Consider the following 25,296-nt stretch of genomic DNA (forward strand, 5'->3'; position numbering starts at 1 on the left):
TTGCATGTGCAACAGCCCCTCTCCAATTCAGTATTTATACCCCCAGGAATACCGTCCCCGGTAATTGTAGGGATAAATGGTAATGTCGTAATGGGCATTTTCCAGTTCGTGGGTAATCTGGTGCTTGAAGGGCGCCAGAGCCATATGGAGCACCTTGAAGGGCTTGGACCCCCACATGGCGCCTTCATCGGAAATGTCCACCTTGTATCCGTTTTCGTGGGAATAAGTGCCGGACGCATGGTAGCCCCGTTCCGCCCCGCCGGTGATCACAAAGGTGACTCCGTTCCGTCGGGCCAGCTCATTCAGATGGTCCAGGAAGGCCACCGTGGAGGCTTTGAAATGAACCGTATCCGTGGTACCGTTGCTCCGCCAGGGAGTATCCATCCCCTCAGTGCTGCTCCACTTCCGCAGGTTGCTTTTGCCGAAATCCCGGCGCCAGGCATAGGCCTGCTTGGTGGAAATAGGCGTATAGGACAGAGCCTTCCCCCGGTTTTCCATGGTGGAAACCCGGTAGCCCGGATTGCTTGAAACCCTTGCCGATGCAGCAGAAGACGCACGAGTGCCATAGTTAAAAGGCACGGCACGGCGGGCCATACCGGCTGCAGATGCAGATACGGACACAGTCAGCGAAGAAAAGACAACAGCAGTGAGTACGACTTTATTCATGCGGTCATGCACATCTCCCAACGTTAAGATTCAAAAGCATAAGAAATCTCTTTAATTATACGCGAAAAAGGCAGAAATTTCAAGGGTACCGCCAGAACCGGTATGTGTCAACAAGTTCTCGGTGAATCCTTCATCGCCGTATAGTTATTCAGAAATGGAGTCAAAAATTTTTTATCGTTGCTTTGAGGTCGACGACGTAGGGGTTTCGCCGCAGGCAAACCCGTCCCGGCCGCCCAGAGGGCAAAAACTTCTATACCCATACACCCGCGAGGGCTCTCCGCCCGGAGAATCGATGTATACCCGCAAAAAGTACCAGCAAGGCCGGAGGCCAAGTCCGCCCTGCAGGGGCGGGGGACCGGGCTTGCCCGGTGGTGGGGGCATGAGGTCCTGAAAGGACCGAATACCTTGACGGGGGTACGGGCTCATCGGCTGGGAATGCAGCAACGAAAACTGAAATCATCATATTCCTGCTCCTGCCATACGCTTTCTTGTTGTCTGCCGGTCCTGCGAAGTATCGGCTGTCGCCGATGCCCCCACCACCAGCCTTGCGGCTGGTCCCCCGCCCTTGCAAAGGGCGGATAAAATACGCGGGCTCGCGCCCTGGTATTTACAAAAAGCGATGGGCGCCAGCCCCAGCGTATATCCGCCCTTTGCAAGGGCGGGGGACCGTTGCGCTTGCGCAATGGTGGTGGGTTAGCAGCCGCAGGCTGCGTTTCCATTCCTGAAAATCTTACTGCAAATTGATTCTTCGGCCGCTGACCGTTGACAGCTGACGGGACCTGCGGTCTCTGCAGCAGGCCCTCACACCTGGGCCAGCAGCACCGCCACGAACACCAGCACGCAGCCGGCGATTTCCCGTCCTGTCATCACTTCTCCCAGGAACAGCCAGCCGGAGAGCACGGCGAACACGGATTCCAGGCTCATGATCAGGGTAGCAGTGGTAGGGTCCGTGTATTTCTGGCCGATGATCTGCAGGGTATAGGCCACCCCGCTGGAGAGCCCCGCCGTATAGAAAAGGGGCCACCGGGCCGCCCACAGGGCACTGGCCAATCCCCCTGCCGGCACACTTTCCCACATCCCGGCCCCCAGGGCGGACAAAAGACAGGTCATGGCGAACTGGAGCCAGGCCATCCGCACCCCGCTGGCTCCCTTCCGGAGGAAATGGTCCACAAAAAGGATGTGGAGGGCGAAGAACACCGCACAGCAGAACACCAGGAAATCCCCGAACGAAACGGTAAAATCCCCCTTCACGCACAGGAGATAGAACCCCACCAGGGCCATGGGCACGCACAGCAGCATGATCTTCCGCACCGTCCGGCCCAGAAAACGCCCCAGGATGGGCACCAGGATAATGTACAGGGCGGTGATGAACCCGGCCTTCCCGGCGGTGGTCTGGGCGATGCCCACCTGCTGGAGGTTGCTGGCGATTCCCATGATCAGCCCGCAGCAAAGGCCCCCTTTCAGGGTCACTCCATCCGGCTTCAGCCGCTGCCACAGGCTCCCCTGGCGTTTTCCCCCAAAGGCCAGCACCACCGGCACCAGCACCCCGGTGGCCAGAAGGTTCCGGACAGCATTGAAAGTAAACGGCCCCACATAGTCCATGCCCACGCTCTGGGCCACAAAGGCGCTGCCCCAGATAAGAGCCGTCAGCAGCAGAAGAAGGTTTCCTTTCATTCGTTCCATATTCAAAGCTTTCCCCTTTTCATGTTCATGGCTAATAAAAAAAGGATACCACAAAAAAGGGTGGCTGCAAAGGGAATCGTTTCTGCCCCTGCCGGTGGCAGGATTGGAATCATGTCACGGAAAACATGTTATAGTGTTTGAGGTTGCGCACATCTTCCCGGGAAACTTTCAGTTTCTTGACCAGGGATTCCTCTTCTTTGAGGGGCTGCTTGCTCAGAAGGATTTTCAAAGCCACCGGCATCATGGGACGGGAGGAAAATCCTGTAAACAGGCCCCATTTCACAGGAGAATCCAGGAAAGAGGCCAGCACCTGGATGATGACATTTTCCATGGGCGTATCTTTATTGGTCAGCGTGATCCTTGACATAGCGTCAAAGTGTTGGATATAGCCCCAGTACGTATTTTCACAGTCCTGATAGGAATCATAATTTTTGAAATTCATATACATCATGAGGCGGTATTTCCCTTCCTCCCCCCTGGAAAGGACATCGAACACGCTGCGGTCAAGGTGGTGGTCCCTTCCATCGAAATAATAAGCATAAAACCGGGAAAGATCCTTAAAAAATGCAGGACCGGCCGCATCATTCTGAAGATTTCCTTCCTGGGGTGTGATATACAGCAGCTGCTCCACATGGATATTCAGTGCGGAAGCTATATCGTACAAAGTTTCGATATCGATGGAAATAGCCCCTTTTTCATATTTCGAAAGAGTGGACTTGCTTTTGCAGACCCGTTGGGAAAGTTCCTCCAGGGTCATTTTTTTCGCCCGCCGGTAAATGTTGATCTTTTTACCGATTTCTTCCCTGATCATCATACTGAAAGACCTCCGTCTGTTGTTTCCTATAAATCAACAAATTCATAAATCCGACAATTATTTCATGATTTCAGATAATTATATCATGAGATGCGTAAAAAAATCCACTCAGGTGAAACATAACGGATTAAAAGTTTCATATTAAGAAACTCTCCTTCTTTTTACAGGCTCTAGCCTCTGCGCTATAATGCGCATGTAGACGTTAAGAGGATTCTGGCCAGACTCCTTGAACGAAATCGTTGGAAAATGAACAGTTTTCAAGGAGGATTTTTACCATGCAATATAATTTTGATGAATATGTGGAACGGCGTCATACCAATGCCCTGAACACGGATGGTTTCCGAGGCTATATTTTCCATGACTATGAAGGCAAAAAGAAGTTCCCCTTTAAAGATGAAGAATTCATCCGTATGTGGGTGGCCGATATGGAATTTGCCATGTGCCCGGACATCATCCAGGCCATCAAAGACCGTGCCGACAAGAGAATCATCGGCTACAGCCAGGTTTTTGAACCGAATTTTTATGAGGCCTATAATGCCTGGAACCGGAAAATGTACGGCTGGACTTATCCGAAAGAAGAAATCTGCTTCTCCCTGGGAATCATTCCCGCCCTGTACCAGTTGGTGGAACTGCTGCTCACCGACCATGAATATGCCATCATCAACACCCCTGCCTACGGGTATTTCCAGCATCCCATCGATTACAAGCACAAACACGCCATCCATAACAAACTAAAACGCGATGCAGAAGGCAATTGGACCATCGACTTTGATGCACTGGAAAGAGATGCCGCCAACCCGCTGACCAAACTTCTCATCTGGTGCAACCCCCACAACCCCACAGGCCGCGTCTGGACGGAGGAAGAACTGAAGAAAGTTGCTGCCATCGTGGAAAAACACAACCTGTGGATCATCAGTGATGAAATCCACTGCGACCTGCTGCGCCAGGGAGAACACCATATCCCCATGGCAAAGATCATGCCCGGCTACCAAAAGCTGATTTCCTGCACCTCCGCTTCCAAAGCGTTCAATATGGCAGGGATGATGTTTGCAGAAATCATCATTCGGGATGAAAGCCTGAGAAAACTCTATGTACAGTATACTGATACCTACGCCATGAACGTGAATCCCCTTTCCATTGCGGCCCACACAGCGGCCTACCAGCACGGATATGAATGGCTGGATCAGTTGAAAGCGTATCTGGATGGAAATTTCAAGCTGGTCCAGGACACCCTGGCCCAAAGACTGCCGAAGATTGTGTTCAGGATTCCTCAGGCAACCTATCTGGCCTGGGTGGATATGAACCCGTATCTGGGAGATGTAGAGAATATTCCCGACTTCATGGCCAACCAGGCGGGCGTCCTGCTGGAAGGCGGGGATTCCCTCTTTGTAGATAATGCAAAAGGCTTTATCCGTCTGAACCTGGCAATGCCGAAGGCCACCATTAAAAAAGGACTGGACAGAATTTGCGATGCTGTCCTCAAAAGAGAAGCAGAAAAAGGCTAAGGTACGCACCTGCGCATTTCACCTGCACATTTTCCTGAAAGAATTCTGCAGTTGGAACAGGAGTCCGCAAAATTCCTGTTCCGACAGCAGCGTTCCGGAATCATATGGATTTCTTACTTGAAGAGGTGGATTTTTTCTCTTTTTTAAAAAGACAGAATTTACCGTAAATATTGAAATTGACAAAGGAAACTGCAGGGAGTGCATACGGATTTTATCTTTCTCACAAAAATATTATACGAGGAGAAAAAGAATGAGCAGCGAGCAGATGAAAAAAATCGGTCTTGTGAATATTATTGGATTGGGAGTCGGCGGTGCCATCGGATCCGGCATATTTGTGACACTGGGCTCAGCCATTGGCATGACGGGCAGGTCCGTCCTGGTGGTTACGCTGATTGGTGTATTCTATATGTTATTCGCCTACTGGTACAATTTGGCTCTTTCCAGTATCTTTGTGGTCAATGGCGGCGACTACAGTATGAGAGGCATGATGCTGCCGCCGGTGCTCACTGGATATGGCGGATGGACTAACGTAATGTGGGCCTTTGGGATTACCGGATATTCTTTGGCTCTGACCAGCTATTTAAGCAGTCTTTGGCCTGTTTTGGGAGAACATACATCCATCACAAGTATGGTAATTCTGACAGTCCATTTTCTGCTGACCATCCGGGGCAACCGGATCGTCACCATATTCCAGAATACAGCAACGGCCTTCCTCCTGATTGCCCTGTTTCTCTTCATCATTCTGGGCGTCCCCCATGTGGATCCCGCCTTTTTCTTCAGCCCTGCCGCTGATGGAGGCTTTTTCCACGGCGGAATGAGCGGTGTGATCAGTGCCATTGCCATCATGGGGTTTGCCTGCCAGGGAACCACCATGGGACCTGTAGGCGTAGCACGGATTACAAAGAACCCGAAACTTACGATTCCTTTGGGGATTTTGGTAACCTGTGCAGTTGTTTCAGTGGTCTATGGATTGATGTCCTATGTGGCAGCCGGTGTGCTGCCTTATGACAAAGTGGCCAACCAGAACCTCAGTGTGGTGGCTTCCGCTTTTTTGAATCCTGTTCTATTTGCGTTTTTCATTATCGGCGGCGGTGCCTGCGCCATTGTCTCTTCCTTCCTGGGCGTCCTGGTTATGATCCGTGAACCCCTGGCTTCCATGGCCGATGACGGATGGCTGACGGGATTCTTTGGAAGAAAGGCAAAGGACGGATATCCCTACGGTGCCTTCACCCTTGTGTACATCCTGGCCGCCATCCCCATCCTGACTGGTATGGATTTCAACAATGTAATCAGTATGCTGATGATTCCCTGCATGTTCATCAACGCCTATCTGAACACGGCTTGCATAAAGATTCCGGAGAAATACCCGGAGCAGTTCGCCAGACGTTCCATCCGCTGCCCTCTCTGGCTCTACAAACTGTGCTGTATCTTGGGCGGCATCAGCGCCCTGTTAGTAGGCATCACTCTCCTGAAAGACATGGCCCTCAAAGATGCCATCGTGGCTGTAATTGTCCTTGTGGTGCCTCTTGCTCTCAGCTGGCGTTCCCTGAAAGTGGGAAATGTGGACCGCAGGATTTTGGAAGAGCGGAAAGAAGAAATCATCAGGACAGAGACCTTGAATGGGTAACAGCATAAAAAAAGAACTGACCTTAAGGGAAGTTCTCCGCCATCCACGTATGACAAAAAATGCCGCCTGCAGGCGGCATTTTTTTCTTACATTTTTCCTTATTTAATGAACCGGACGTTGGGGATAATTTCCTCGTATACTTCTTCAGCCCGTTTCTTGTAGGTCTTCTTGTTTTCTTCGAACAGGTTGCCGCCTTTGGTGTCAACAGCCACGATCAGGGGCCCCAGTTCTTCCACTTCGCTGGTCCACAGGGTTTCCGGCATCCCCAGGTCTTTCCACTGGGCGTCGATGATCTTCTTGAAATGGACGGCGGATACCACGGCACAGCCGGCCGGGAACACACAGAAGATGGTTTTGTACTTCTGGCAGGCATCCATGGTGTCCTGGCCCATGCCCCCTTTGCCCACGATCAGCTTCACGCCGGTCTGGGGAATGAAATCCTTTTCGAATTTTTCCATCCGCATGGAAGTGGTGGGTCCGATGGAAACCATTTCATAGGCGTTTTCCTGGCCTTCAATGGGACGGACAATGGGGCCTGCGTGGAAAATGGCGCCCCCTTCCAGTTCCACCGGCAGCTTCCGGCCTTCTTCGATGAGCCGGCGGTGAGCCACGTCCCGGCAGGTGGTGATCTTGCCGGTCAGATAGACGATGTCCCCGATTTTCAGGTTCTCGATGTCTTCGGATTTAATGGGTGTATGCAGCACAACTTTGTTAGCCATTATAATTCAGCCCCCTTATGAGAAGTGATGGTGTAATGCAGGTCTTTGTCGAAAATGATGTGGCCCCGGCGGTGGTTCCAGCAGCCGATGTTCACAGCCACCCCGATGGCGGACGGATGCCGGGCGGTGTTTTCGATGTGTACACCCAGTACGGAAGCGCTGCCGGTCATGCCCTGAGGCCCCAGACCGATCTTGTTGATGCCTTCTTCCAGGAGTTTTTCCATTTCCGCAGCCCGGGGGTTGGGATTGTGGGAACCCAGAGGACGCATGAGAGCCTTTTTGGACAGGAGAGCGGCGGTTTCCACAGAGGTGGCCACCCCTACCCCCACCAGGAAGGGCGGGCAGGCGTTGGGTCCATAGGTGTACATCCGCTCCAGGACGAACTTGGTGACCCCTTCATACCCTTCCCCGGGCATCAGCACCATGGCGTGGCCCGGCAGGGTGCAGCCGCCCCCGGCCATGTAGGTGTCGATTTCGCAGGTGTCGGAATCGGGCACGATTTCCCAGAACACGGTGGGAGTCCCTTTCCCCACATTCTTGCCGGTGTTGTATTCATCGAAGGTTTCCACGCTGTTGTGGCGCAGGGGGGTGGCGAAGGTGGCCTGTACAGTGGCTTCCTTCAGCAGCCCTTCCAGTTCCCCGATGAGGGGGAAGTTGGTGCCGCATTTCACGAAATACTGGAGCACGCCGGTATCCTGGCAGGAAGGACGGTTCAGTTCCTTGGCCAGCTTCTGGTTCTTGGCGTAGGTTTCATACAGCAGCTTGGCAATGGGCACCGTTTCCTTTTCGGCCAGTTCCTTCAGTTTGGCAGCCACATCATCGGGCAGCACCTTGGCGGTGTAGCCGACGAACTTGGCCATAATGTCGGTCATTTGTTTGACTTGGGCTTCTTTGGACATTTTCATTTCCTCCTTATACTTGAACACACAGGTTGTTTTCTATTCACATGTTCCCGTACCATCAGGGATAGAAGGGGAACAGGATGGGCAGCAGGACAAGAGAGACGATGTAGCCGATGATCACCATGGGAAGGCCGGCCTTCACATAATCGTTGAAGTTGTATCCCCCAGGGGCGAACACCATCATGTTGGCCGGCATCCCGATGGGAGTGGCAAAGGCCAGGGAAGCACCGATGACAGTGGCTACGATCACGGCCTTGGGGTCAGCCCCCATGGCTTCGGAAATGTTCACGCTGATGGGGATCAAAAGGGCCGCCGTGCCGAAGTTGCTCATGAAGTTGGTCATGATGCAGCTGAGCAGTAGGATCACCGTCACCAGCACCAGAGCCCCGATGCAACCGGACAGGTAGAACTTGATGCCGATCTGTTTTTCGAAGATCATGGCGATAATGGTAAGGACCATGACAATCAGGGAAACTTTCTGTTTCCAGGGAGCCACCTGGGAGAAATCCGGAGCCTTGTCATAGATGCTTTCTCCGGCTTTGGCCTGATGGTCCGGCAGGAACTGGTAGCCTACAGTGGCGAAGAACAGGGTGCCGATCAGCAGGATGGGCAGCCCCACATAGCCGTATTCGAAGAAGCTGATATCTTGACCGATGGCTTCCAGGGCGCTTTTCCCCAGCAGGTTACCAGGGGCCCCGATGATGGACAGGTTCCCGCCCATGGCCGCCGCAAAAATCAGAGGCAGCAGCAGCCGGGACCGGGCGAAACCGGATTTGGAGGCGATGCCGATGACCACGGGGATCAGGATGGCCGCCGTACCGGTGTTGGACAAAAAGCCGCTCATGATGCCGGTGACCAGCATCACGGAAACGATCAGCTGCCGTTCGGTTTTGGCAAACCGGGTGACGATGCCCCCTGCCTTGTTGGCCATGCCCGTTTCAAAAAAGGCACCGCCGATGACGAACATGGCCACGAACAGGATCAGGTTGCTGTCCACAAAGCCTGCAAAGGCATCCTTGGGGCTCAGTACCCCGGTAAGGACCAGAACCATCAGGGCGATCATGGACGTAACCGCCAGGGGAAGTTTTTCAGTGACAAACAGGATGATGACCAGTACCAGCAAAGTCAAAGTAATGGCAATGGGTGACATTATGTTTTCTCCTCCTTTGTTCTCCATCAATCCTGCGCGCTTGAATTAATTTTGATATTTGATAATGTATCCATTTCTTGATGATACTATAACCCCATTGGCAGAAAGAGTCAATGGGGTTATGGAATTATCTGATTTTTGACTACAAATTTGGATATAATATCATAAATACAAAATGAGTGCTGTCAAAAACAGCACTCATTGGTCAGCGGCCAAAAAAGGGGCGCTCACGCACCCCCGCCCTTCCCCACCTGTTCCCGGTAGTTGGTGAGGATATTGTCCATACTCCGTTTCATGTGTTCGTCCATGAGCTTTTTGGCTCTTTCCGGATCGTGGGCCCGGAGGGCTTCCATCAGCTGCTCGTGTTCGAAGAAGGAGATCTTGGCGTAATCGGTTTCCGTCACCAGGAAACCCAGGGACAGGCCGTTCCACAGGCTGGCCAGGATCTGGGTCAGTTTGGGATTCCCGGCGGCCTCCCACAGGGCCATATGGAAGCTTTCGTTGTAGTGCTTGTATTCGGCATACCGGTGCTGGGCCAGGCACTCCTGCATCCCGGCGTACACCCGCTCCACTTCCCGCAGGTCGCTGCCGGGACGGGCGGCCAGGGCCGCCGCTTCCCGTTCCAGGATCTCCCGGACGGCGAAATGGTCCCGGATGGATTTTTCGTCGATGCCCAGCACCACGGCCCCCTTGTTGGGCCGCAGCTTCACCAGCCCCTGGGTGGCCAGCAGCTGGAGGGCTTCCCGGACCGGGGTGGTGGACACCCCCATGTGCCGGGCGGTCTCTTCCAGGGTCAGGACGCTCCCTTCCGGGATTTCCCGGCGGAGAATAGCCTTCCGGAGATAGGAGGCCACCTGTTCCCGTGCCGGCAGGAGATGAATCTTCCCGATGGTTTCCGGCACCGTTTCCGTCTCCACCCGGTAAGCCGGGGAACCAGCCGCCTTTTCTTCCGGTGCCGGAGCCTCATTTTCCTCAGTCCGGGGCACCTTCCGGTTCTCCAGGATCTCCCGGGCATGGCAAGACACCACCATGTGCCGGTTGCTGAGCCGGGTCACCAGTCCTTCCAGCATCAGGCCCTGGAGGGCCTCCCGGATGGGCATCCGGGACACCCCGTAGGTTTTGGCCAGTTCCACCTGCTTCAGTTCCGTCCCTGGTTCCAGATCACCGGAGGCGATCCGGCTCCGGAGAGACTGGCAGATCAGATCCTGGGTGGATTTCTGCAGGGTCACCATGGCCCTCCCTCCTTTCACCGGTTATTTGTCGTCCATTTTCAGGATGGCCATAAAGGCTTCCTGAGGCAGTTCCACGCTGCCCACCTGCTTCATGCGCTTTTTCCCGGCTTTCTGCTTTTCCAGCAGCTTCCGCTTCCGGGTAATGTCCCCGCCGTAGCATTTGGCCAGCACATCCTTCCGGAGGGCGCTGACGTTTTCCCGGGCGATGATCTTGCTGCCGATGGCCGCCTGGATGGGGATTTCGAACAGCTGCCGGGGAATCAGCTTCCGGAGCTTTTCCACCAGGGCACGGCCCCAGTACTGGGCCCGGTCCCGATGGACGATGGCGCTGAGAGCATCCACCGGATCCCCGTTCAGGAGGATATCCACCTTCACCATGTCCGAAGGCCGGTAGCCGCTGAGCTCATAGTCCAGGGAAGCATAGCCCCGGGACACGCTTTTCAGCCGGTCGAAATAGTCGAAGATGATTTCCGACAGGGGCAGGGCATAGTGGATCATTACCCGGGTTTCGTCCAGGTAGGTCATGTTCTGGTATTCTCCCCGCTTTTCCTGGGACAGTTCCATCACCGGCCCCACAAAGTCCTTGGGCACGATGATGGTGGCGTTCACGAAAGGTTCCTCCACATGCTCGATCACTGTGGGGTTGGGGAACTGGGAGGGGTTGTCCACCATTTCGATGTCCCCGTTGGTCTTCACCACTTCGTAGATAACGTTGGGGGCGGTGGTGATCAGGCTCAGGCCGTATTCCCGTTCCAGCCGTTCCTTGATCACGTCCATGTGGAGCAGGCCCAGGAACCCGCACCGGAACCCGAAGCCCAGGGCGGAAGAGGTTTCCGGCTCGAAGGTCAGGGAAGCGTCGTTGAGCTGGAGTTTTTCCAGGGCGTCCCGGAGGTTGTCATAGTCGGAGTTCTCGATGGGATACAGGCCGCAGTACACCATGGGGGTAGCCTTCCGGTACCCTGGCAGAGGCTCTTTGGCCGGCCGGTTGTTGTCGGTGATGGTATCCCCCACCCGGGCGTCCTTGACGGTCTTGATGGCTGCCGCCAGGAAACCCACCTGGCCTTCTCCCAGTTCCGGCACGTTGACCATGGCAGGCTTGAACACCCCCACTTCCGTTACGTCATAGACCTTGCCGGTGGCCATGAGACGGATGGACATGCCCTTTTTCAGGCAGCCGTTCACCACCCGCACATACAGCATGACCCCTTTGTAGGCGTCGAACTTGGAATCGAAGATCAAGGCCTGGAGAGGAGATTCCGGGTCCCCTTTGGGGGCCGGCACCCGGTTCACCACCGCTTCCAGCACCTGGTCCACTCCCAGGCCGGTTTTGGCGGAGCACAGGACACAGTCACTTTTGTCGATGCCCAGGATGTCCTCGATTTCCTTTTCCACCCGGGGCACGTCGGCGCTGGGCAGGTCGATTTTGTTGATCACCGGGATGATCTCCAGATCGTGGTCCATGGCCAGGTACACATTGGCCAGGGTCTGGGCCTCGATGCCCTGGGTGGCGTCGATGACCAGGAGCGCCCCCTCACAGGCCGCCAGGGCCCGGGAAACTTCATAGGTAAAGTCCACATGCCCCGGGGTGTCGATCAGGTTCAGGATGTAGTCGTTCCCGTCCTTGGCCTTGTAGTCCAGCTGGACTGCCTGGTCCTTGATGGTGATGCCCCGTTCCCGTTCCAGGCTCATGGAGTCCAGGATCTGGTCCTCCATTTCCCGTTTGGACAGGGTCCCGGTCATTTCAATAAGCCGGTCGGCCAGGGTGGATTTGCCGTGGTCGATATGGGCGATAATGGAAAAATTTCGAATATGATCACGTTTTGCCATGGATTCTCTCACTTTCTGTCAACGCCTGAAAAACAGGCGGAGATGTTTCAATACTTTATTATACCATGTATGGGGAGGCCCTTCCACACGCAACAAAAAAGGCCGGCAACCGAAGTTGTCAGCCTTCCTGCTGTTCAGCCTTATTTTACTGCGTTGACTTTCTTAGCTAAACGGGATTTCTTGCGGGCTGCGGCTTTTTTGTTCACCGTGCCTTTCCGAGCAGCTTTATCTAATAAGCTCGCTGCTACTTTCAAAGTGGCCTGGGCCTCTTCTTTGGATCCTGCAGCAGCAAAAGCTTCAACCTTGCGTGCGGTGCTGCGGATTTCAGCTTTCACCGGGCCATTGGCAGCGCGCCGTTCGGCATCAGTCTTGACACTACGAATGGAAGACTTAATATTCGGCATGTTCTCACCTCCACCAATAAGCTTTACCAAAATATAATATCATGGATGCTCCCTTTGTGCAAGGGATTTTTCCATTTATTTCTCAATCTTTCTGTTCAGCCCTTCCGGCCAGCGGATTCTTCCTCCATGGCCAAAAGGCTCTGGGCATTCCGGGCGTCCTTCCGGAGCTGTTCCTGGAGCCGGTCCAGGTCAGGGAATTTTTCTTCTCCCCGGAGCCGGGCCACCAGCTGGACCAGCACCTCCCGGCCGTAGAGATCCCCTTCGAACCGGAACAGATGGGCTTCCAGGCGGGCTTCCTGGTTGGCAAAGGTGGGATTGTCCCCCACGTTCACCATGGCGTCATACCATTGCCCTGCCACCAGTACCCGGCCGGCGTACACCCCGAAGGCAGGCACGGCAAAATGCTGGCCCAGGATCTTCAGGTTGGCCGTAGGGAACCCCAGCAGCCGTCCCCGGTGATCTCCGGGCACCACCTGGCCCCGGATGGCATAAGGCCGTCCCAGCATCTGGGCCGCCAGTTCCACCCGGCCTTCGGCGATGGCCTTCCGGATGTTGGTGCTGCTCACCACCAGCCCATCCTGCTTCAGCAGGGGCCGGGACAGGATGGTGAGCCCGAACCGGCTGTGTTCCGTCTTTAAAAGGCGGACGTTCCCCTTGCCTCCGGCACCGAAGCTGAAATTGTCCCCGATGCCCACAGCCTTCACCCCGCAGTCCACCAGCATCTGGAGGAACGCGTCGGCACTCATGGCCGCCAGTTCCCGGGTAAAGGGGATGTTCACCAGGATGTCCACCCCCAGTTCCACCATGAGCTTTTCCTTGGCGGGATTGTCCAGCAGCCGGGGCGGTTCCAGCTCCGGCTTCAGGCTGGCCAGGGGATGGGTGCTGAAGGTAAAGACCATCAGCTGGAGATGGTGCTCCCGGGCATAGAGCCGGGTGGTCCCGATCACCTCCTGGTGGCCCCGGTGGACCCCGTCAAAGGTCCCCAGTGCCGCCGCAGAAGGCAGCAGATGGGCGCTGTGCAGTTCGTCCAGCGATGTAATCAGTTTCATGTTCTATCTTCCGTCCTTGTTTCCACGTCAGGGATGTGGATGATCTTGTGGGGCCGGAGCCGGCCGTCCACAGCTTTGGCCAGGCCCACCAGGAGCCCCTCCCGGGTCCACAGCTGGTACAGGGTACCGTCCTGGATCCCGGGCAGGGTGGTGGCCACCCCCTGGGCGATCCGCCGGCCCTGGAGGTTGTTCACCACCAGTTTGGGGAAAGACGCCAGTACCGTTTCCACCCCGGTACAGCACCCTTCCGGGTCGGCGGCGATCTCTTCCAGGGTATGGGACTCTTCCAGGGTAAACACCCCGGCCTTCCGCCGGAGCAGGAAGCTCATGGTCCCCTTCATCCCCAGCTTTTCCGCCAGATCCTCACAGAGGGTCCGGATGAAGGTGCCCTTGGAACAGGTCACGTCGAACACCAGGGTGTCCCCGGTATAGTCCACCTTTTCCAGTTCATAGAGGGTAATGGGCCGGGGCTCCCGCTTCACTTCGATGCCCTGCCGGGCCAGCTTGTACAGCTTGGTGCCCCCTACGCTGATGGCGGAATACATGGGCGGGATCTGGGTCCCCTCTCCCCGGAAGGAAGCCAGGGCTGCTTCGATTTCCTCATCCGTCAGCGGACGCACGGGACTTTGGGCAATGACCTTCCCTTCCGTATCCCCGGTATCGGTCTGGAACCCGAAGGTCAGTTCCGCCCGGTAGCTTTTTTCCTCATGGGCCGCATATTCCAGGAACCGGGTGGCAATGCCGGTAAACACCGGCAGTACCCCGGCAGCCAGAGGATCCAGGGTGCCCCCGTGGCCGATTTTCTTCATGTTGAGGATTTTCCGCAGGGCCCCCACCACATCATGGCTGGTCATGCCCGGTGGTTTGAGTACGTTGAAAATCCCGTCCATCACAGTTCCTCCAGGGCCTTTTCCAGGGCTTCCAGGAGAGCCTTCTTGGCTTCTTCCAGAGGCAGCCCGATGGTGCAGCCGGCGGCTTTGGGGTGTCCCCCGCCGTTGAAGGCCACCGCCACCTTGCTCACATCCACCTGTTTGGACCGCATGCTCACCCGGGTGGACCGGGGTTCCACCTGCTTGAACAGCACTGCCACATCCACCCCGGCAATGTACCGGGGATGGTAGATGAAGCTTTCGGTGGAAACGGTCTTGTCATAAAGGGCCAGGGGCACCTCCAGGGTGGCGATCTTCCCTCCTGCATAGAAGCTCAGGCTGGGCAGTACCTTGGCCAGCAGCTCCACGGAATTCCGGGCCTTCAGTTCCAGCTGGTCGGAAATCTCGTTGGGCTTCACCCCCAGGGCCAAAAGGTCCGCCCCCACCCGCATGCAGCGGGGAGTGGTGTTGGCGTACTTGAAATAGCCGCAGTCGGTGACAATGGCCGTATACAGGTCCGTGGCCAGTTCCTGGTCCACAGGCACCCCGTTCTCTTCCAGCATCAGATACATGATCTCCCCGGTGGCCGCCGCCTGGTCATCCAGCAGCAGATAATCCGCATACCGGGTGTTGGACACGTGATGGTCGATGTTCAGGATCGGCGCGGAAAGGCATTCTTCCGCCTCCCCCATCCGGTCCTTGGAAGAAGCATCCACCACCACCGTCAGGTCGCAATGGATCTTCTCCCCCTGTTTGGGCTGTTCATAGGCATCCAGTCCGGGCAGGAACTGGTACACCGCCGGCAGGATATCATCCACCAGCAGCCGCACCTTTTTCCCAGCCTGGCGCAGGGCCCGGGCCAGGCCCAGGGTGGAACCCAGGGTATCCCCGTCAGGCCCCACATGGCTCACCAGCACCAGGTCCTGGACGCTCATGAGCAGCTGCCAGGTTTCTTTCAGATCCAGTGCCTTACTCATGATGCTCTTCTTTCTTCAGCTCATGAAGGATGGATTCAATATGGGCGCTGTATTCCATGGAGGTATCCTTGTGGAAGCTGAGCACCGGAGCCACCCGCAGATCGATCCGCCGGGCGATTTCCCGACGGAAGAAGCCCAGGGCGGACTGGAGGCCCTTCCAGGCTGCCGCCTGCTGTTCCTCGCTGCCGTAGAGGCTTACATAGATCTTGGCGTAGCTCAGGTCGTTGCTCACTTCCACACCGGTAATGGTAACGAACTTCACCCGGGGATCCTTTACGTCCCGGATCAGCATGTTGCTCATTTCCTGCTTGATCAGCGCCTGGAGTTTTTCCGCACGAAGTTTGGACATGGTCCCTCCTTATTCTGCCGCCACTTCTTCCATGGTGTAGACTTCCAGCTGGTCGCCCACCTTGATATCCCGGTAGTCGGCCAGGGTCAGCCCGCATTCGAAGTTGGCCGCCACTTCCTTCACATCGTCCTTGAACCGGCGCAGGGAATCCAGTTCCCCTTCGTGGATCACGATGCCGTCCCGGACCAGCCGCACTTTGGCAGACCGGGTGATCTTCCCGTCCTTCACATAGGCACCGGCAATCAGCATCTTGTTGATGGGGATCACCTGCCGGATTTCCACATGGCCGATGATCTTTTCCTTGAATTTGGGAGCCAGCATCCCCTTGATGGCGGCTTCCACATCGTTCAGGGCATCGTAGATGACCCGGTAGGTGCGGATGTCCACCTTTTCCTGTTCGGCGGTCTTCCGGGCATTGGCATCCGGACGGACGTTGAAGCCGATGATCAGGGCGTTGGCGGCGGAAGCCAGCATCACGTCGGATTCGTTGATGGCCCCTACCCCGGAATGGACGATGACCACTTTCACTTCATCGTTCTTGATCTTGGTGAGTGCCTGTTCCAGGGCCTGGATGGTGCCCTGTACGTCGGCCTTCACCACAATGTTCAGGTCCTTCAGTTCCCCTTCCTGGATCCGGTTGAAAATATCGTCCAGGGAAACCTTGGCCTTCTTCTGTTCTTCCATCTTCTGCTTGGCCAGGCGTTTTTCCGCCACGGTCCGGGCCACATGTTCGTCGCAGGCGTCCATGATGTCCCCGGCTTCCGGCACGTCATTGAGCCCCAGCACTTCCACAGGGGTGGAAGGCAGTGCCTTCTTCACCTTTTCGCCCCGGTCGTTGACCATGGCACGGACCTTCCCGTAGCAGGTGCCGGCCAGGATGGAATCCCCGATGTGCAGGGTCCCCCGGTCGATGAGCACGGAGGCCACAGGCCCTCTGCCCTTGTCCAGTTTGGCTTCGATGATGGTGCCGTGGGCAGGCAGGTTGGGGTTGGCTTTCAGATCCTGCATTTCAGCCACCAGCAGGATCATTTCCAGCAGGTCGGAGATACCGGTCTTCTGCCGGGCAGATACGGGAACCATGATGGTGTCCCCGCCCCAGGCTTCCGGGATCAGTCCGTGTTCGGACAGCTGCTGCATGACGAAGTCCGGGTTGGCCCCTTCCTTGTCGATTTTGTTGATGGCCACGATAATAGGCACCTTGGCGGCCTTGGCATGGTTGATGGCTTCGATGGTCTGGGGCATTACCCCGTCGTCAGCGGCCACCACCAGCACGGCGATATCCGTCACCTGGGCCCCACGGGCACGCATGGCGGTAAAGGCTTCGTGGCCGGGAGTATCCAGGAACACAATGGGCTTGCCCTGGCACACCACCCGGTAAGCACCGATGTGCTGGGTGATCCCGCCGGCTTCCCGAGCGGTTACGTTGGTTTTCCGGATGGCATCCAGAAGGGAGGTCTTGCCGTGGTCCACGTGGCCCATAACCGTCACCACAGGGGGACGGGGCACCCGCAGAGCCGGGTCGTCTTCCACTTCCGGCACTTCCGTGGGATCCGCTTCAGGAGGCGGTTCCTTGATTTCGCAGTTGAAGTCCATGCCCACCAGTTCGGCGGTTTCATGGTCGATTTCCTGGTTGATGGTGACCATCTTGCCCAGCATGAACAGCTTTTTGATCACTTCGTTCACGTCCCGGCACAGGAGCTTGGCGAAATCCTTCACGCTGATGCTTTCCCCCACTTCCACGCTGGTGGGACGGACCACTTCGGTCTTTCTTGCAGGAGCAGCGTTCCGGTTGTTGTTATTGTTGTTTTTGTGTTTATGGTTTTTCATCATATGATCAGCACTGCGGGTAGGACGGTCCTCCCGGGTGGCGTAAGAGCCCTTGATTTTCTCCCGTTTTTCCTGATGGTTGTGGCTGCCGTTCCGTTTGCCCATATCCTTGCCGGCATGGGCGCTGTTGCCGTTGATGGGGGCACCGGCTTTCCCGCCCCGGTTGTTCTGGGGCTTGTTCCGGTTGTTGTTCCCATTGTTTCCGTTCCGGTTCTGGCCGTTGTTCCGGTCGTTGTGGCTGAACCGGCTGTTCCCGCTGCCGTTCCCGTTCCGGTTCTGGCCATTCTGGGGACGGTCGTTCCGGCGGCCGTTGTCCCGGTTCTGGTTCTGGCCGTTCTGGGGACGGTCGTTTCTCCGGTCGTTCCGGTTCTGGCCATGGTTCCGGTCGTTGGACCGGTTTTCCGGACGGCTGTCGTTTCTCCGGTCATTCCGGTCGTTCCGGCCTTCCGGACGCTGGCTGTTCCGGTTCTGTTCCTTCTGCTGGGCCTGGGCCGCATGATGGGCCTGGATGGCTGCTTTGCCCACTGCCACATCGCTCTTTACCTGGGCCACTTTGGCCGCTACCGGAGCCGCTGCCTGGGTCACTTTTTCCTGGACCTTCTGGGCAGCCGCCTTCACGGCACCCTGGTTGTTCTTCAGGCCCTTGACGATCATGTCCCGGACCCCGGCTTCCACCGTGCTCATGTGGTTCTTCACCGTGATTTTATGGTCAGCCAGGAACCCCAGTACCTTTTTGTTGTCCAGGTTCAATTCTTTGGCGATCTCATAGATTCTGTATTTTGTCATCCGCACACCTCCATAGTCAAAAGCCCATCATCTTCCGGAAGTTGTCATCCATCAGGACCACAGCCGCCCGGGGCGCTTTTCCGATGGCGGCACCCAGCCGGGCACGGTCCAGGATCTTCCCGTAAGGGATCTTCCCGGCATCGCACCAGCGCTGGATCTTCTCCACCGTACGGGGCGAGGCATCAGCGGCAATCAGCACGTAACGGGCACGGCCTTTTTTCAGCGTGTCCCATACGCCCTGATCGCCGGATGCCAGCTTCCCGGCCTTCTGCGCCAGACTCAGGGCAAAGCAGAGCTGTTCATCCGTTTTCATGGGTGAGCTCCGCCAGCAATGCTTCCTTCGTTTCCGGAGAAACCTTCACCTGCAGGGCTCTTTCCAGGGCTTTGCTCTGGAAGGCCTTTTCGATACAGGAAGCCTGGGGGCACACATAGGCACCCCGGCCCGGTTTCTTCCCGGAACGGTCCAGGCTCACGGCTCCTTCCGGAGACCGGACGATCCGGACCATTTCCTTCTTATTGTGGATTTCCCCGCAGCCGATGCAGGTCCGCTGGGGAATCTTCTTTACTTTCATGCGTCCTCACCACTTTCCTCAGGGGCTTCCTGAGCCTGGGCAGCTTCTGCAGCAGCCGCCTGGGATTCGCTCTTGATGTCGATCTTCCAGCCGGTGAGTTTGGCGGCCAGACGGGCGTTCTGCCCTTCCTTGCCGATGGCCAGGGACAGCTGGTAGTCAGGGACCACCACCCGGCAGATCTTTTCGTCCTTGTCCGCCCGGGCGGAAACCACCTTGGAGGGGGACAGGGCGTTGGCCACATATTCTTCCGGATCTTCACTGTATTTCACAATGTCGATCTTTTCTCCCCGGAGTTCGTCCACAATGGCCCGTACCCGCATGCCCTTGGGTCCCACACAGGCCCCTACCGGATCCACGCTGGGATTGGTGCTGTGGACGGCGATCTTGCTGCGCATCCCCGGTTCCCGGGCCACACTGTCGATGACCACGGTGCCATCCTGGATTTCGGACACTTCCAGTTCGAACAGCCGCTTCAGGAGGCCGGGATGGGTCCGGGACAGGATGATCTGGGGACCCTTGGTGGTCTTCTTCACTTCCACCACATAGCATTTCAGCCGCTGATGGTAGTCGTAGGTTTCATGAGGGATCTGTTCGTTGGGCAGCAGCAGGCCTTCCGCCGTGCCCAGGTCGATGAACACATTGTGGCCTTCGATCCGCTGGACGGTACCGGTGACAATGTCGTTTTCCCGGTCAGAATACCGTTCGTACACCATCCCCCGTTCCGCTTCCCGGATCCGCTGGACGATCACCTGCTTGGCGTTCTGGGCGGCGATCCGGCCGAAGTTCTTGGGGGTCACTTCCGTTTCCAGGATATCCCCGGCCTGGTAGTGGGGATTCAGCTTCTGGGCGTCTTCCAGGCTGATTTCCGTAGTGGGATCCGTGACTTCCTCCACAATGTTCTTCCGGGCATAGACATGGATCTCCCCGGTTTCTTTATGCATGGAAACCCGTACATTCTGGGCAGAACCGTAGTTTTTCTTGTAAGCGGTAATCAGGGCTTCCTCCACTGCACTGTACAGTACGTCGGGAGAAATGCTTTTCTCCTTGGCCAGGAGCGCAATGGCTTTCACGAAATCCGCATTCACTTCAAAATTCCTCCTTAACAGTTGTATCCTTTAAAAATCGATATGGGGCCGGACCGAAGCGATCAGCTTCCGGTCGATGGCCAGTTCTTTCTTTTTGGCGTCTTCCAGCACCAGCTTTTCGGCGTCGTGGCTTTTCAGCACCGCCGTCAGCTGCTTCTTCCCTTCATAAGGAGCAAAGAAGGCCAGGTCCACTTTCTTGCCATAGTGGGCTTCCAGGTCCTTGTCCTTTTTCAGGGGCCGGTCGATCCCCGGAGAAGAGACTTCCAGGTAATACTTCTCCTTGATGAAGTCCTCCTCGTCCAGCTTCTTGGCCAGAGCATTGCTGACCGCCGAGCAGTCATCGATGTCGATGCCGCCCTCTTTGTCGATGAAGACCCGCAGGAACCAGTCCCGTTCCCGCACGTACTCCACATCCACCAGTTCCAGACCGGCCGCCTCCACAATGGGAGAGACCAGTTCCGTCACCCGTTCGGTGATTTTCTTTTTGTCCATTCAGGCACCTCTGCTTTTTTCTTCCTAGTAAACGAAAGAGCGGGTATCGAATACCCACTCTCTAAGGTCTGCCTCAGTTTTCTTATTTATTATAGCACCCCACGGGGAAAATGGCAACAAGCCCGATGAAACCGGGTATGTGTCAACGGTCGGCGGCCCTCCGGGCAACCCCCTTCCCTGCACACAAGAAGGCCCCAGATGCGCATTCTAGATTTCCTCCAGGCGCACGAGATGGGTCCAGATGCGTTGTCCCCGACTTCTTCCCTGCACACAAGAAGGCCCCAGATGCGCGAAAACACCCCACCTTTCGACCTTTTCCCTGGGCGTCAGAGTGGGTCAGATGCGCGAAAGGCGGAATTTGGAAGTTGGGCATAGTACAAAGTGGTACATGCCCGGCTTCCAAATTCCGCCTGACAAAGCAGATGGCCCGCTATGGCGCCCAGGGGTTATGCGTCAGCCCCACAAAGCCAATCCAGCTATAACCCCCACCACCATCCCCGCCCCCACATCAGTGGGATAGTGCACCCCGGCCAGCACCCGCACCAGGGCACTGATAAGGCTCACCAGGAGGAAAGCTGCCCCCACCGGCGGGTGAAAGTACAGATACGTCATGGCGATGATGGTGGAGGAAAACACATGGCGGCTGGGGAAGGATTCCCCCTGTTTGTTCCGAGGGATCAGGGGGGTAATGGGCCAGGCCTCATAGGGCCGGGGCCGGTTGATCCTGCTGCGGACCAGGGTAAGGAGCAGGAAAGAAATGGCCGGGATCCAGAAGGCCTTCCGGAGGCCGGGGCTGGCCATTCCCCCCTGGGTATAGAGCTGCCACAGGAGCAGAGGATAGGCGATGTACATCAGCACCACCAGAGCCCCGTTCAGAAGAAAAAGCCCCCGGACAGCCCAGGGCCGGCCCCGGAAAGGCCGGGTCAGCCGGGCATAGGTACGGTCATAATGGCGTTCGAAGTGCATGGGGATTCCTTTCTGTAAAAAAGGAGCTGTTGCGCATGCAACAGCTCCTTTTACTTCATTTGGAGGCGACGCCCAGAATCGAACTGGGGATAAAGGTTTTGCAGACCTCTGCCTTACCGCTTGGCTACGTCGCCATAAAAAATTGGAGCGGAAAACGAGATTCGAACTCGCGACCCCCACCTTGGCAAGGTGATGCTCTACCACTGAGCTACTTCCGCTTGAAGAAATGGTGCCTCAGCGCAGAATCGAACTGCGGACACAAGGATTTTCAGTCCTTTGCTCTACCAACTGAGCTACCGAGGCATTGGCGACCCAGGACGGACTCGAACCGACGATCTCCGCCGTGACAGGGCGGCATTCTAACCAACTGAACTACTGGGCCGTTGCGGCGTCTTCTTCAAGCGCCGACTTGTATAGTATACGAGAGAAGGAGAAAAAAGTCAAGGACTTTTTTCTCCTTCTCCGGTCAAATGGTATGATCCGCCTGGTCCACCTTTTTCAGGGTTTCTTCCAGGTGTTCTTTCAGTTTGCCTTCCAGCTCCTTGAGATTTTTGCTGTCAAAATCCATGGAGGCGTGGAATACGGAGTTGATCTTCACTTCCCCGAAGAACTGGTCCCGCAGCCGGTTGTACATGATGATCAGCTGGTCCATCCGGTCGAAGTTGGAATAGTCGATCATGATGATGGACCCGTTGATGTGCTCGATGGCGTTGGCGGGTTTGATGTACAGTTCAAAGGGGCCGATCTTTTCCGGCAGATGGTTCCCGTAGTCCCAGGCAAGGATTCCGTGTTCCGCCACCTGCTCTCCCAGGTTCACGCTGGTGGGGGCTTCCATGCTGTGGAGGATCCCGGGCAGGTAGGCCTGGACGTTTTTGGCGAACACATCCTTGTCCTTGTAGATGAACCGGATGTCCCGGTAGGAATTCATCCCCATGGTGTGGACCACGATATAGTCGAAGGTCTCGGAAGTGTAGATGATATCCAGCTTGGCCCGGAGTTCCGGAGCTTCATACCGGCAGATGGTGAGCACCTGGCCGTCGATGGTGTCCACCAGTTTCTTGGTGAACTTCCCCACCTGGTCCGGCAGCCCTTTGATGAAATCCCACTGACGGGTCTCCTGCTGGATCTCTTCAATCGGTTTGTACCCCATGGCCGGTTACGCCTTCTTTTCAGCAGCTCTGGCGGCGTCCTGGGCCAGGAGTTTTTCCAGCCGGCCGCAGCTCATTTTCCCTTCGTGGCAGACCCGGTCGCTTTCACAGGTGGGGCCGGCCTTTTCAAAGAGGATGGGAGCCACTTCCTTCACCTGCCGGAGCATTTCCCAGGCCAGGGCCCGGATCTCCCACTGGGCCCTGGCGCAGCACCGGAGCTGGAAGAAATGGAGCAGGCTCCGGGCGTTCATGGTGACCACGATCTTGGTTTCCGCCGCGTTGGGCAGGATGTACCGGGCATCTTCCGCCGGCACCCCTGCCTCCGTCCATTTGTTGTACAGGTCCTGGATCCGGCTGCACAGGTCCTCAAATTCCTTCTTGCATTCCGGCCGGGCTGCCAGGGTAGGCGGCAGGATGGTCTCGAAATCGTGTTCCTTCACATACCGCTGGCTCTGCTGGCTGTAGGAAGCGATCCGGTGGCGCACCAGCTGATGGGTCAGCACCCGGGACACCCCTTCGATGGCAAAGGTGAAGCTTACATGCTCAAAGGTAGAAGTGTGCCCCATCTGGCCCAGCCGGCGCACCAGGCTGGCCACTTCCTGGTCGGTCATCTTGGTTTCCAGTTCCGCCGCCCCGATGGGAGAATAGCAGAGCCGGGCGCTCATGGCCACGGTCCGGTCCGGTTCGGGAGTATAGCGGAGCAGTTTTACATGCATCATTTCTTTTTCTGTTTCCTTTCGTCCTCCATGGCCTGGCGGATCAACTCAAAGGACCGGTCCATCAGTTCCTGGAGCCGGTCCTTCCGGTCCGTCAGGTACAGGTAGCCCATAAGAGCCTCGAAAGCCGTGCCCTGGCGGTATTCCCGGACACTGGCACTTTTGGGCACCGTGCTTTTGGTGTTCCGGCCCCGCCGGGCGATCTGGGCTTCCTCTTCCGTCAGGATCCCGGCTTCTTCCATGTCATCCATGGCTTTGGCCTGCATCACCGCGGATACCATCCGGCTGGCCAGGTCGTGGAGCACCTGCACATGGCTGCTTACAGGCAGCAGCCGCATCCTCACATACAGGGAAAACACCGCATCCCCGATATAGGCCAGTTCCACCGGGTGGATCAGCCGGGGTTCCGGCAGGGTCTGCGGGGTACCGCAGGTATGCAGCACATGGTCCAGGAGCCGCTGATACTGTTCGTATCTCACTTTCTCTTCCACCGTACGCCCTGGGGCGTGTCTTCCAGGATGATCCCCTTGGCGGCCAGTTCGTCACGGATGGCATCGGCTTTGGCAAAATCCCGGGCTTTCCGGGCAGCCTGCCGTTCTTCGATCTTGGCGGCAATTTCCGCTTCCTCGTTGCTCACCGCGCCCCCTTCGCTGTTGGCGGCCGGTTCACTTTCCAGGATCCCGATGACCCCGGTCATTTCCTTCCAGGCCTTGTCCATCTGTTCCACCAGTTTGCCGTCAGGCTTCTTGGCGCCGCTGAGGATGGCGTTGTGGTACACGTTGATCTCCTTGGCCAGGGCGAACAGATAGCTGATGGCCAGAGAGGTGTTGAAGTCGTCGCTCATGGCGTCGAAGAACCCCTGGCGCAGTTCCGCCACTTTGTCCCGGAGAGCCAGGCTTTCGGCGTCCGGTCCCACGGTGATCACCTGCTGGATCTCCCGCAGGTTGTTCTGGGCCGTGCGCAGCCGTTCCAGGCTCCGTCCCGCTTCCGCCAGCCGTTCCTGGCTGAAGTCCAGAGGACTCCGGTAGTGGGTGTTCAGGATGAAATACCGGATGGTTTCCGGTTCGTATTCTTTCAGCAGATCATACACGGTCTTGAAGTTGCCCAGGGATTTGGACATCTTTTCTTCGTTGATGGTGATGAATCCGTTGTGGACCCAGTACCGGACGAAGGGATGGACCCCGGTGGCTCCTTCGCTCTGGGCAATTTCATTTTCGTGGTGAGGGAAGATCAGGTCGCTGCCGCCCCCATGGAAGTCCAGGGTGTTACCCAGGTACTTGGTGCTCATGGTGGAGCATTCAATGTGCCAGCCCGGCCGGCCTTTGCCCCAGGGGCTGTCCCAGGAGGGTTCTCCCGGTTTGGCGGATTTCCACAGGGCGAAATCCATGGGGTTCTCTTTCCGTTCGTCCACGTCCACCCGGGCGCCGGCCATCATGTCTTCCAGCTTCCGGCCGGACAGTTCCCCATAATGGGCGAACTTTTCCACCCGGTAGTACACGTCCCCATCCACCACATAGCCGTAGCCATGGTCGATCAGCTGCTGGACCGTGTGGATGATGTCAGGGATGTGTTCGGAAACCCGGGGATAGATATGGGCCCGCTTCACATGGAGCTTGTCCATCACTTCGAAATAGGCTTTGATGTACCGGTTGGCGATCACGTCCCAGGTGACCCCTTCTTCATTGGCAGCCCGGATGATCTTGTCGTCCACGTCGGTGAAGTTCTGGACATAGGTCACATCGTACCCTTCATGGTCCAAAAACCGGCGGATGGTATCCCACACCACAAAGGGCCGGGCGTTGCCGATATGGGGATGGTTGTAGGGAGTGACCCCGCACACATAGATTCCCACCTTCCCGGGATGGAGAGGCACGAACTCCTCTTTCTGCCGGGTCATGTCATTATATACACGGATGCTCATAGAAAGCTCC

At 56.6% G+C, this 25,296-nt stretch carries 25 protein-coding genes, 4 tRNA genes and 1 pseudogene; 2 read left to right on the forward strand and 28 right to left on the reverse strand.

Annotation, left to right across the window (positions count from 1 at the left end):
• Positions 1 to 27: 27 nt before the first annotated feature.
• The 3 genes from ACZOF8_RS00155 to ACZOF8_RS00165 all read right to left on the reverse strand — a co-directional run bounded on the left by ACZOF8_RS00155 (position 28) and on the right by ACZOF8_RS00165 (position 3,163).
• On the reverse strand, positions 28 to 666 hold the full coding sequence (locus tag ACZOF8_RS00155) for a hypothetical protein (RefSeq protein WP_487426407.1): 639 nt from the start codon (positions 664 to 666) through the stop codon (positions 28 to 30).
• A gap of 801 nt (positions 667 to 1,467) precedes the next feature.
• Entirely contained in the window at positions 1,468 to 2,349 is an 882-nt protein-coding gene (locus ACZOF8_RS00160; protein ID WP_308664084.1) for a DMT family transporter, read from the reverse strand.
• Positions 2,350 to 2,458: 109 nt separating this feature from the next.
• Positions 2,459 to 3,163, reverse strand: coding sequence for a helix-turn-helix domain-containing protein (locus tag ACZOF8_RS00165; RefSeq protein WP_308664085.1), 705 nt, complete (start codon positions 3,161 to 3,163; stop codon positions 2,459 to 2,461).
• A gap of 275 nt (positions 3,164 to 3,438) precedes the next feature.
• Between ACZOF8_RS00165 and ACZOF8_RS00170 the strand changes: the two genes are divergently transcribed.
• A complete protein-coding gene (locus ACZOF8_RS00170; RefSeq protein WP_308664086.1) occupies positions 3,439 to 4,668 on the forward strand; it encodes a MalY/PatB family protein in 1,230 nt (409 codons plus the stop codon).
• Positions 4,669 to 4,933: 265 nt separating this feature from the next.
• Positions 4,934 to 6,295 carry an APC family permease gene (locus ACZOF8_RS00175; RefSeq protein ID WP_308664143.1) on the forward strand — a complete coding sequence of 454 codons (1,362 nt, stop codon included), beginning with the start codon at positions 4,934 to 4,936 and terminating at the stop codon, positions 6,293 to 6,295.
• Between the two features lie 98 nt (positions 6,296 to 6,393).
• On the opposite strand, the gene ttdB is transcribed toward ACZOF8_RS00175, so the two are convergent.
• The 25 genes and pseudogenes from ttdB to cysS form a co-directional block, all read right to left on the reverse strand.
• Entirely contained in the window at positions 6,394 to 7,014 is a 621-nt protein-coding gene (gene ttdB / locus ACZOF8_RS00180; protein WP_487426409.1) for a L(+)-tartrate dehydratase subunit beta, read from the reverse strand.
• The gene (gene ttdA, locus ACZOF8_RS00185; RefSeq protein WP_022487832.1) at positions 7,014 to 7,913 is read right to left on the reverse strand and encodes a L(+)-tartrate dehydratase subunit alpha; all 900 of its coding nucleotides are present in this window, start codon (positions 7,911 to 7,913) and stop codon (positions 7,014 to 7,016) included. Before ttdA ends, ttdB begins: the two co-directional genes overlap by 1 nt.
• Before the next feature lie 61 nt (positions 7,914 to 7,974).
• Positions 7,975 to 9,066, reverse strand: a complete 1,092-nt coding sequence (locus tag ACZOF8_RS00190; protein WP_022487831.1) for an SLC13 family permease — start codon at positions 9,064 to 9,066, stop codon at positions 7,975 to 7,977.
• A gap of 227 nt (positions 9,067 to 9,293) precedes the next feature.
• Positions 9,294 to 9,968 carry a GntR family transcriptional regulator gene (locus ACZOF8_RS00195; RefSeq protein ID WP_368509238.1) on the reverse strand — a complete coding sequence of 225 codons (675 nt, stop codon included), beginning with the start codon at positions 9,966 to 9,968 and terminating at the stop codon, positions 9,294 to 9,296.
• A gap of 144 nt (positions 9,969 to 10,112) precedes the next feature.
• Positions 10,113 to 10,298, reverse strand: a pseudogene (locus ACZOF8_RS00200) (GntR family transcriptional regulator); the annotation flags it as partial.
• Between the two features lie 21 nt (positions 10,299 to 10,319).
• Entirely contained in the window at positions 10,320 to 12,125 is a 1,806-nt protein-coding gene (gene lepA, locus ACZOF8_RS00205) for a translation elongation factor 4 (RefSeq protein ID WP_022487829.1), read from the reverse strand.
• A gap of 140 nt (positions 12,126 to 12,265) precedes the next feature.
• Positions 12,266 to 12,529, reverse strand: a complete 264-nt coding sequence (gene rpsT, locus ACZOF8_RS00210) for a 30S ribosomal protein S20 (protein ID WP_012938698.1) — start codon at positions 12,527 to 12,529, stop codon at positions 12,266 to 12,268.
• 95 nt (positions 12,530 to 12,624) lie between these two features.
• Positions 12,625 to 13,578, reverse strand: coding sequence for a bifunctional riboflavin kinase/FAD synthetase (locus ACZOF8_RS00215; protein WP_279127001.1), 954 nt, complete (start codon positions 13,576 to 13,578; stop codon positions 12,625 to 12,627).
• Entirely contained in the window at positions 13,575 to 14,468 is an 894-nt protein-coding gene (gene truB, locus ACZOF8_RS00220) for a tRNA pseudouridine(55) synthase TruB (protein WP_481143717.1), read from the reverse strand. The genes ACZOF8_RS00215 and truB overlap by 4 nt, the downstream gene beginning before the upstream one ends.
• The gene (locus tag ACZOF8_RS00225; protein ID WP_022487826.1) at positions 14,468 to 15,424 is read right to left on the reverse strand and encodes a DHH family phosphoesterase; all 957 of its coding nucleotides are present in this window, start codon (positions 15,422 to 15,424) and stop codon (positions 14,468 to 14,470) included. The genes truB and ACZOF8_RS00225 overlap by 1 nt, the downstream gene beginning before the upstream one ends.
• The gene (rbfA, locus tag ACZOF8_RS00230; RefSeq protein ID WP_022487825.1) at positions 15,417 to 15,773 is read right to left on the reverse strand and encodes a 30S ribosome-binding factor RbfA; all 357 of its coding nucleotides are present in this window, start codon (positions 15,771 to 15,773) and stop codon (positions 15,417 to 15,419) included. The genes ACZOF8_RS00225 and rbfA overlap by 8 nt, the downstream gene beginning before the upstream one ends.
• 9 nt (positions 15,774 to 15,782) lie before the next feature.
• A complete protein-coding gene (infB, locus tag ACZOF8_RS00235; protein WP_303226399.1) occupies positions 15,783 to 18,386 on the reverse strand; it encodes a translation initiation factor IF-2 in 2,604 nt (867 codons plus the stop codon).
• 16 nt (positions 18,387 to 18,402) lie between these two features.
• Positions 18,403 to 18,699, reverse strand: coding sequence for a L7Ae/L30e/S12e/Gadd45 family ribosomal protein (locus ACZOF8_RS00240; RefSeq protein ID WP_022487823.1), 297 nt, complete (start codon positions 18,697 to 18,699; stop codon positions 18,403 to 18,405).
• On the reverse strand, positions 18,686 to 18,958 hold the full coding sequence (gene rnpM / locus ACZOF8_RS00245) for an RNase P modulator RnpM (protein ID WP_022487822.1): 273 nt from the start codon (positions 18,956 to 18,958) through the stop codon (positions 18,686 to 18,688). The genes ACZOF8_RS00240 and rnpM overlap by 14 nt, the downstream gene beginning before the upstream one ends.
• Positions 18,955 to 20,043: a transcription termination factor NusA gene (nusA, locus tag ACZOF8_RS00250; protein ID WP_279127009.1), complete on the reverse strand. Its 1,089-nt coding sequence runs from the start codon at positions 20,041 to 20,043 to the stop codon at positions 18,955 to 18,957. Before nusA ends, rnpM begins: the two co-directional genes overlap by 4 nt.
• Before the next feature lie 30 nt (positions 20,044 to 20,073).
• The gene (gene rimP / locus ACZOF8_RS00255; protein WP_022487820.1) at positions 20,074 to 20,535 is read right to left on the reverse strand and encodes a ribosome maturation factor RimP; all 462 of its coding nucleotides are present in this window, start codon (positions 20,533 to 20,535) and stop codon (positions 20,074 to 20,076) included.
• A 453-nt stretch (positions 20,536 to 20,988) separates the two neighbouring features.
• On the reverse strand, positions 20,989 to 21,501 hold the full coding sequence (locus tag ACZOF8_RS00260; protein ID WP_441373877.1) for a phosphatase PAP2 family protein: 513 nt from the start codon (positions 21,499 to 21,501) through the stop codon (positions 20,989 to 20,991).
• A gap of 60 nt (positions 21,502 to 21,561) precedes the next feature.
• Positions 21,562 to 21,635 (reverse strand) — tRNA-Cys (locus tag ACZOF8_RS00265).
• Positions 21,636 to 21,644: 9 nt separating this feature from the next.
• A tRNA-Gly gene (locus ACZOF8_RS00270) sits at positions 21,645 to 21,719 on the reverse strand.
• A gap of 9 nt (positions 21,720 to 21,728) precedes the next feature.
• Positions 21,729 to 21,804: transfer RNA gene (locus tag ACZOF8_RS00275), tRNA-Phe, on the reverse strand.
• A gap of 2 nt (positions 21,805 to 21,806) precedes the next feature.
• Positions 21,807 to 21,883 (reverse strand) — tRNA-Asp (locus ACZOF8_RS00280).
• Positions 21,884 to 21,967: 84 nt separating this feature from the next.
• Positions 21,968 to 22,651 carry a hypothetical protein gene (locus ACZOF8_RS00285; protein WP_487426416.1) on the reverse strand — a complete coding sequence of 228 codons (684 nt, stop codon included), beginning with the start codon at positions 22,649 to 22,651 and terminating at the stop codon, positions 21,968 to 21,970.
• A 6-nt stretch (positions 22,652 to 22,657) separates the two neighbouring features.
• The gene (gene thyX, locus ACZOF8_RS00290) at positions 22,658 to 23,365 is read right to left on the reverse strand and encodes an FAD-dependent thymidylate synthase (protein WP_487426475.1); all 708 of its coding nucleotides are present in this window, start codon (positions 23,363 to 23,365) and stop codon (positions 22,658 to 22,660) included.
• The gene (locus tag ACZOF8_RS00295) at positions 23,365 to 23,844 is read right to left on the reverse strand and encodes a Mini-ribonuclease 3 (RefSeq protein WP_441373876.1); all 480 of its coding nucleotides are present in this window, start codon (positions 23,842 to 23,844) and stop codon (positions 23,365 to 23,367) included. The genes thyX and ACZOF8_RS00295 overlap by 1 nt, the downstream gene beginning before the upstream one ends.
• The gene (gene cysS, locus ACZOF8_RS00300; protein WP_022487008.1) at positions 23,841 to 25,286 is read right to left on the reverse strand and encodes a cysteine--tRNA ligase; all 1,446 of its coding nucleotides are present in this window, start codon (positions 25,284 to 25,286) and stop codon (positions 23,841 to 23,843) included. The genes ACZOF8_RS00295 and cysS overlap by 4 nt, the downstream gene beginning before the upstream one ends.
• Positions 25,287 to 25,296: the final 10 nt, after the last annotated feature.

The sequence above is a fragment of the Acidaminococcus sp. genome, assembly GCF_057597765.1.